The 7,126-nt window shown below is 73.4% G+C and carries 7 protein-coding genes and 1 pseudogene; 4 read left to right on the forward strand and 4 right to left on the reverse strand.

Features of this window, described 5'->3' with window-relative positions; genetic code table 11:
* The 3 genes from efeB to AB0E14_RS38815 all read left to right on the forward strand — a co-directional run.
* Window positions 1-1,162: iron uptake transporter deferrochelatase/peroxidase subunit (gene efeB / locus AB0E14_RS38805; RefSeq protein WP_362429995.1), on the forward strand; the 1,162-nt coding region annotated here is incomplete at its 5' end.
* 18 nt (window positions 1,163-1,180) lie between these two features.
* Window positions 1,181-2,056 carry an iron uptake transporter permease EfeU gene (gene efeU, locus AB0E14_RS38810; protein WP_362429998.1) on the forward strand — a complete coding sequence of 292 codons (876 nt, stop codon included), beginning with the start codon at window positions 1,181-1,183 and terminating at the stop codon, window positions 2,054-2,056.
* 46 nt (window positions 2,057-2,102) lie between these two features.
* Window positions 2,103-3,065, forward strand: a complete 963-nt coding sequence (locus AB0E14_RS38815; RefSeq protein ID WP_362430001.1) for a hypothetical protein — start codon at window positions 2,103-2,105, stop codon at window positions 3,063-3,065.
* Window positions 3,066-3,161: 96 nt separating this feature from the next.
* On the opposite strand, the gene AB0E14_RS38820 is transcribed toward AB0E14_RS38815, so the two are convergent.
* Together AB0E14_RS38820 and AB0E14_RS38825 are read right to left on the reverse strand one after the other, a co-directional pair.
* A complete protein-coding gene (locus AB0E14_RS38820; protein ID WP_362430004.1) occupies window positions 3,162-3,932 on the reverse strand; it encodes a bifunctional DNA primase/polymerase in 771 nt (256 codons plus the stop codon).
* Window positions 3,933-4,032: 100 nt separating this feature from the next.
* The gene (locus AB0E14_RS38825; RefSeq protein WP_362430007.1) at window positions 4,033-4,764 is read right to left on the reverse strand and encodes a TetR/AcrR family transcriptional regulator; all 732 of its coding nucleotides are present in this window, start codon (window positions 4,762-4,764) and stop codon (window positions 4,033-4,035) included.
* 157 nt (window positions 4,765-4,921) lie between these two features.
* On the opposite strand from AB0E14_RS38825, the gene ddaH reads away from it, so the two are divergent.
* Window positions 4,922-5,746, forward strand: coding sequence for a dimethylargininase (gene ddaH, locus AB0E14_RS38830; protein WP_362430010.1), 825 nt, complete (start codon window positions 4,922-4,924; stop codon window positions 5,744-5,746).
* Window positions 5,747-5,779: 33 nt separating this feature from the next.
* Here ddaH and AB0E14_RS38835 read toward each other — a convergent pair whose 3' ends face one another.
* Both AB0E14_RS38835 and AB0E14_RS38840 read right to left on the reverse strand, forming a co-directional pair.
* Window positions 5,780-6,772 carry a small ribosomal subunit Rsm22 family protein gene (locus AB0E14_RS38835; RefSeq protein WP_362430013.1) on the reverse strand — a complete coding sequence of 331 codons (993 nt, stop codon included), beginning with the start codon at window positions 6,770-6,772 and terminating at the stop codon, window positions 5,780-5,782.
* Between the two features lie 210 nt (window positions 6,773-6,982).
* Window positions 6,983-7,126 (reverse strand): annotated as a pseudogene (locus AB0E14_RS38840) (Bcr/CflA family drug resistance efflux transporter); the annotation flags it as partial.

A 7,126-nucleotide genomic window follows, 5' to 3' on the forward strand; every position in this document is an offset into this window, starting at 1 on the left:
CGGCGCCGTCGCGCTCGGCCGTGGCGGGGACGCGCCCGTGCCCGCCGCCGACAGCGGCTCGGCCGTCCCCTTCCACGGCGCCCACCAGGCCGGGATCGCGACGGCCGTCCAGGACCGGCTGCACTTCGCCGCGTTCGACGTGAAGACGGAGGACCGGGCCGAACTCGTCCAGCTCCTGAAGGACTGGACGCGGGCCGCCGAGCGGATGACGGCAGGGCACGAGGTCGGCGAGGGCGCGTACGGTGGTCTGCCGGAGGCCCCGCCGGACGACACCGGCGAGGCCCTCGGCCTCAAGCCGTCCCGGCTCACCCTCACCATCGGCTTCGGGCCCTCCCTCTTCGACGACCGGTTCGGGCTGAAGGACCGGCGGCCCGGCGCCCTGGTCGACCTGCCCGCGTTCCCCGGCGACAACCTGGACCGGACGCGCAGCGGCGGCGACCTGTGCGTCCAGGCCTGCGCGGACGACCCTCAGGTGGCCGTGCACGCGATCCGGAACCTGGCCAGGATCGGCTTCGGCAAGGTCGCCGTCCGCTGGTCGCAGCTCGGCTTCGGCAAGACGTCCTCCACCACCCCCGACGCGCAGACCCCGCGCAACCTCTTCGGCTTCAAGGACGGCACCCGCAACATCGCGGGCACCGACACCGCCGGCCTCGACCAGCACGTCTGGGTCGCCGCCAAGGACGCCCCGGGCGCGGCCGCCTGGATGACGGGCGGCTCGTACCTGGTCGCGCGCCGGATCCGGATGAACGTCGAGACCTGGGACCGTACTCCGCTCCAGGAGCAGGAGGACATCTTCGGGCGCGACAAGAAGGAGGGCGCGCCCGTCGGCAAGGCCAAGGAGCACGACGAGCCGTTCCTGAAAGCGATGAAGCCGGAGGCCCATGTGCGCCTCTCGCACCCGGACTCCAACAACGGGGCGACGATCCTGCGCCGCGGCTACTCCTTCACGGACGGCACCGACGGCCTCGGCCGGCTGGAGGCGGGCCTGTTCTTCCTCGCGTACCAGCGGGACGTCCGTACCGGATTCATCCCGGTGCAGACCTCGCTGGCCCGCGCGGACGTCCTCAACGAGTACATCCAGCACGTGGGTTCGGCGCTCTTCGCCGTCCCGCCGGGCGTCCGGGACTCGGACGACTGGTGGGGCCGGGCGCTGTTCTCCTGAGAGCGGGAAGGGACCGACGTGTTCGGCAACTATCTGATCGGGCTGCGCGAGGGCCTCGAAGCCGGTCTGGTCGTCTGCATCCTCATCGCCTATCTGGTGAAGACCGGGCGCCGGGACGCCCTGAGGCCGATCTGGATCGGCATCGGGGTGGCGGTCGGGATCGCGCTCGCCTTCGGTGCCGGTCTCGAGTTCGGCTCGCAGGAGCTGACGTTCGAGGCCCAGGAGCTGCTGGGCGGCTCGCTCTCCATTCTCGCGGTGGCCCTGGTCACCTGGATGGTGTTCTGGATGCGGCGCACGGCGCGGCATCTCAAGGCGGAGCTGCACGGCAGGCTGGACTCGGCGCTGCGGATGGGCACCGGAGCCCTGGTCGCGACCGCCTTCCTGGCGGTGGGCCGCGAGGGCCTGGAGACGGCGCTCTTCGTCTGGGCGTCCGTGCGGGCGTCCTCGGACGGCACGTCGGCGCCGCTCGTCGGAGTGCTGCTCGGCATCGCCACGGCGGTGCTCCTCGCCTGGCTGTTCTACCGCGGTGCGCTGCGGATCAACCTGGCGCGGTTCTTCACCTGGACCGGCGGCATGCTGGTCGTGGTGGCGGCCGGTGTCCTCGCGTACGGCGTGCACGACCTGCAGGAGGCGCGCTTCCTGGACGGTCTCGCGGACAAGGCGTTCGACGTCTCGGCGACGATCCCGCCGGACAGCTGGTACGGGACGCTCCTCAAGGGCGTCTTCAACTTCCAGCCCGACCCGACGGTCCTTCAGGTCACGGTGTGGGCGCTCTATCTGATCCCGACGCTCGCGCTGTTCCTGGCCCCGGTAGGGTCGGGTCCGTCCGTGCCGGTGGAGAAGCAGAAGGCGACCGATGAGAAGGCCGAGGCGCCCGTCGAGGGCACGAACTGAGCTGTCGACGGCACGCGCCGGACTGGGGCGGCCGTCGAGGGTTCTCGTGGCGACGGCGGTCGCGGGCGCGCTCGCGCTGACGGCGAGCGGCTGTGTGACCGTGCACGGCGAGCGGGAGGTCGTCCCGGCGGCCACGAAGACCGAGGCCGCGCAGGCGCTCGCGGACTTCCTCGCCGCGTACAACGAGGCCGACAAGGAGCACGACCCCAAGCTGGACGCGGACCGGGTCACGGGCGCGTTCGGGGCGATCAACCAGGCCGCGATGAAGGCCCGTTCGGTCACCCAGCCGGACGGCAACCCGGAGCACAAGCCCCTGGAGCTCACCGACGCGACGTTCGTCGTGCCGAAGAAGGCGGGCTGGCCGCGCTGGTTCGTCGCGGACGCCGACTCCAACCGGGACACCGGCACGGAGAACAGCGACAACCGCTGGCTCATCGCCTTCGTGCGCAACGGCCCCGACCAGCTGTGGGAAGCCGCGTACCTGACGATCCTGACGCCCGACGAGCGCCCCGCGTTCAAGGCGGACGGCGGCTTCGCCGTCCCGGTCGCCGTGGACGCGACCGGCCTCGCGGTCGCGCCGAAGGACCTGGGCCGGAGCTACACCACGTTCCTCGGCGGCGGGGAGCTGGGCTCCTTCGCGTCCGGGCCGCACACCACCGGCTGGCGGGAGGAGCGGCAGAAGGAGGCGAAGCGGGTCGGCCTGGCGACGCAGTACGTCGACCAGCCGACGGACACCGGGGACTTCACGCCGCTGGCCCTGGCGACCGAGGACGGCGGAGCCCTCGTCTTCTTCGCGACGCGCTACTTCGAGCGGCAGACGGCGGCCCAGGGGTACCGGCCGAAGGTCGGCGACGAGGTGAAGGCGCTGATGACGGGCGAGGTGAAGAACACCGTCACGAAGGAGTGGGTGTCGAGCCAGTCGGTCCTGGTGAAGCCCGCGGGCACGACCGCGGACGCGGTCACGGTCGCGAGCCGGCTCCAGGGCGTCACGGCGGCGAAGGGCTCGTAGCCTCCGTACGTACGTGTGCGTGCCTGGGCGGCCCGCTCCCGCCCAGGGGCTGAACGGCCCTCGCGGAACCGCGCGCCCGGGCGGCGAACCGGTTCCTCAGCGGCGGCCCAGGGGCCAGGCGACCTCGGGTTCGGTGTGCTGGTCGCCGCGCTCGGCCGCGTGCCGGGCGCAGGCGTCGGTGAGGGTCTCCAGGAGGTTCAGCGGGTCGGGCAGTGCGTGCTCGGGGCCGCGGACCCAGGTGACCGACGTCTGCTCGTCCTCGTCACCGATGAGCCGGGCCGGCGGTACGAGGACGTAGCTGCCGCGGCAGTGCCAGCGAAGGCCCGGGTGCTCGTCCATGGTCTCGGGATGACAGTCCAGCTCGCAGGGCCACCACTCGTCCTCGTCCTCGGGGGTGCCGCGGGTGGCGGTGAAGAAGAGCATCCGGCCGCCGTCGCCCGCGCTCTCGGCGGACTCGGCGACGGGTCCGACCTCCACGCCCTGGTCGAGGAGCCGCTCCAGGGCGGCCCGGCCGGCCGCGAGCGGCACGTCGAGGACGTCGTGGACCATGCCGGTGGCCGTGATGAAGTTCGCCTCGGGCTGGTTGCTCGCCCAGCGCTCGATCTGGGCGGCGTCGGTGGTCGACTGCGTCTGCCAGGCGAAGGAGACGGGGTGCCGGGCGGGGGTCGGACAGCCGATGCGCTCGCAGGAGCAGCGGTAGCCGACGGGGTACGCGGCGGGGGCGAGGGGAAGTCCGGCGGCGGCGATCTCCAGGAGCAGCGCCTCGCGGCGGTTCTCGTCCTCGGCCACGGTGCGTTTCGGGCGCCTGCGCAGCCACTGCGCGAATCTGCTCTCCGTGCCGCGGTAGCGGCCGATACCGTCGCCCATCTATCCCCTCACACCTGTGCTCGCCCGTTCGGCTCTGCCCATCGTCGCATCTTCCGGTGCTTCAGGTGACCGGAGTCCCCTACCGGGGTACGTGACGGGGTTACGCCCTGGGCGCGAGCCCGCGCAGCGCGTAGTCGACGACGGTGTCGGCGTAGGCGTGGGTGAGCGGCAGGGTGCGGTGGAGCCAGCGGTGGTTCAGGGGTCCGACGAGCAGTTCCACGGCGACGCGGGGGTCGACGGCCGGGTCGACGTCGCCGGCCGCCTGGGCGGCCTCGATGCGGCGTACGTAGTACTGGAGCTGGGGTTCGAGGAGTTGCTCGACGAACTGGGCGCCGAGCCCGGGGTTCACGACGCCCTCGGCGGCCAGCGCCCGGGTGGGGGCGTCGTAGGTGGGGTCGTTCAGCTCGTCGACGGTGGCGCGGAGCACGTACTTCAGGTCGGCGGCGAGGTCGCCTGTGTCGGGGATCTCACTGTCGGCGTCGCCGCCGAGGGCCTCGTTCGCCTGCACGGCGAGGTCGAGGAAGGCGTCGAGGAGGACGGCGGCCTTGGAGGGCCACCAGCGGTAGATGGTCTGCTTGCCGACGCCGGCGCGGGCCGCGATGCCCTCGACGGTCGTCTTGGCGTACCCGGCCTCGGAGACGAGGGCGAGGGCGGCGTCGAAGATGGCGCGGCGGGAGCGCTCGCTGCGCCGGGAGGCGTCGGGGGCCTTGGCGGTGACCCCGGAGCTCGTGGCCCCGGAGCTCGTGGCGCCGGAACTCTTGGCCCCGGACCTCGTGGCGCCGGGGCCCTTGGTGTCGGAGCTCTTGGTCGTGGGGATCCTGGAGTCGGGCATGACCCCAATCTAGCAGCCAACGAGACGTAGCGTCTCGCTCAACTGTTCCCTCCTGATGTTCCGTGGAACCACCCGAACGGTTCACTGCGCCCAGCCGGTCGAAGGCGGACCATAAGCACCGTCCGACGACTGACTCTCCGTCCGTGAGGAGCTCTCATTGCGCCAGACCCCGCGCGAGGCCTCGCCCCGCCGCTACCTCATGTGCCCACCCACGCACTTCGAGGTGACGTACTCCATCAACCCCTGGATGGACCCCACGAAACCGGTCGACCTGCCGCTCGCCCTCGCCCAGTGGGAGGACCTGACGGCCCGCTACCGCGCCCTCGGCCACACCGTGGAACTGCTCGACCCGCGCCCCGGCCTGCCGGACATGGTCTTCACCGCCAACGGCGCGACCGTGGTGGACGGCCGCGTGCTCGGCGCCCGCTTCGCCCACCCGCAGCGCACCGGGGAGGAGGCCGCGCACCTGGACTGGTTCCGCGCCAGCGGCTACACCGAGGTGCGCGAGCCGGAGCACGTGAACGAGGCCGAGGGCGACTTCGCGGTGACCTCCTCGTGGATCCTGGCCGGCCGGGGCTTCCGCTCCACGCCGCTCTCCCACCTGGAGGCACAGGAGTTCTTCGGGCGCCCGGTCGTCGGCCTGGAGCTGGTGGACCCGCGCTACTACCACCTGGACACGGCCCTGTGCGTCCTGGACGCCGAGGCCGACGAGGTCATGTACTACCCCGGCGCCTTCTCCCCCGGCAGCCGGGAGGTGCTGGCGCGGCTCTACCCGGACGCCCTGCTCGCGACCGAGCGGGACGCCTCGGTGCTCGGCATGAACGCGGTGAGCGACGGCCACCACGTGCTGCTGCCCCAGTCGGCGGTGGGGCTCTTCGAACCGCTCCGTGACCGCGGCTTCGAACCCCTGGGCATGGACCTGTCGGAGTTGCTCAAGGGCGGCGGCAGCGTGAAGTGCTGCACCCAGGAGCTGCGCCCCTGAGCCGCCGGGCGGCCCCCGGCCCCCCGGCGCCGACTACTCCGGGGGCCAGGGGTCGCCCCACTCGGCGTCCCTGGCCGCCTTGTACAGGGCGCCGTGCCGCTTCGTGACCGTCTCGCGGGTCAGCCCGGTCTCCTCGGGGCCGCAGAGGTCGAGCAGCACCTGGCCCTTGCGGATCTGCGGCCTCCGGGTCACCCGCGAGACCGCGGGCGCGACGGGGAACCGGGTCGCCGCCACGTAGGCGAACTTCTCGTCCTCGTACGGCAGCGAGCCGCCCTTCACCTGCCGGTGCAGGGAGGACCGGCTCACCCGGGCCGCGAAGTGGCACCAGTCCTTGCCCGGCTCGATCGGGCAGGCCCCGCTGTGCGGGCAGGGCGCGGCGACGGTGAAGCCCGCCTCCACGAGGAGGGAGCGCGCGGCGATGATCCGCTCGTAGCCGTCAGGGGTGCCGGGCTCGACGATCACGACCGCCTGCGCGACCCGCGCGGCCTCGGTGACGAGCGCCGTCCGGTCGGCCTCGGTCAGCTCCTTCAGGACGTACGAGACGGTCACCAGGTCCGTCGCGTCGAGCCGCAGGGCCCCGCCGATCCGGGCCCGGCGCCACTCCGCGGCGAAGACGCCGTCCGCCAGTTCCCGGCCGAGGGCGAGCGCGGGCTCGGCCCAGTCGAGGACGGCCGTGCGCGGGGCGCCGTCCCAGGCCTCCGCGACCGCCCAGCTCGCCGCGCCGGTGCCGCCGCCGACATCGGTGTGCGTGGCCGGCTCCCAGTCGGGCGCCGCGTCCCGCAGGGCGTCGAGGCACGCCCGTACCGCCTCGAAGGTCGCCGGCATCCGGTACGCGGCGTACGCGGCGACGTCGGAACGGTCGCGCAGCACCGGGGCGTCGGTCGGGGTGGTCCCCCGGTAGTTGGCGATCAGCCGGTCGACGGCCGAGGCCGCCTGGCGCGGCGGCAGACCGTCGAGGAGCCCGGCGAGCGCGGCGCGCAGCCCGTCACCGGAAGCCCGGCCGGAGGAGAGGGAGGAGGCGTTCACCTCCACATTTTAGGCGTTCGACGCAGGCGGCTCGGGCGGTCGGCGCGGGCGGGCTCGGGCGGGCGATCGGGGGTGCTCAGGCCGCCTGCGCGGGCGCGCTCGGGCGGGCGGTCGGGGGTGCTCAGGCGGCCTGCGCGGGCGCGCTCGGACGGGCGACCGGGGGTGCTCAGGGGGCCTCAGGCGGGCTCGGGCGGTCGGCTCGGGGGCGGCTCAGGCGGGCGGTCGGGGGCTCCAGGGGCGGCAGAGGCCCAGGAAGCAGGCCAGCGCGCCGGCCGCGCAGACCAGCTGGACGACGGCCATCGGGACTGCGGTTCCCGCGCCGGCGAATCGCACAACGGGCGGTGCCCCCCCGGC

This window comes from Streptomyces sp. NPDC047981, assembly GCF_040653315.1.
Taxonomy (GTDB): domain Bacteria; phylum Actinomycetota; class Actinomycetes; order Streptomycetales; family Streptomycetaceae; genus Streptomyces.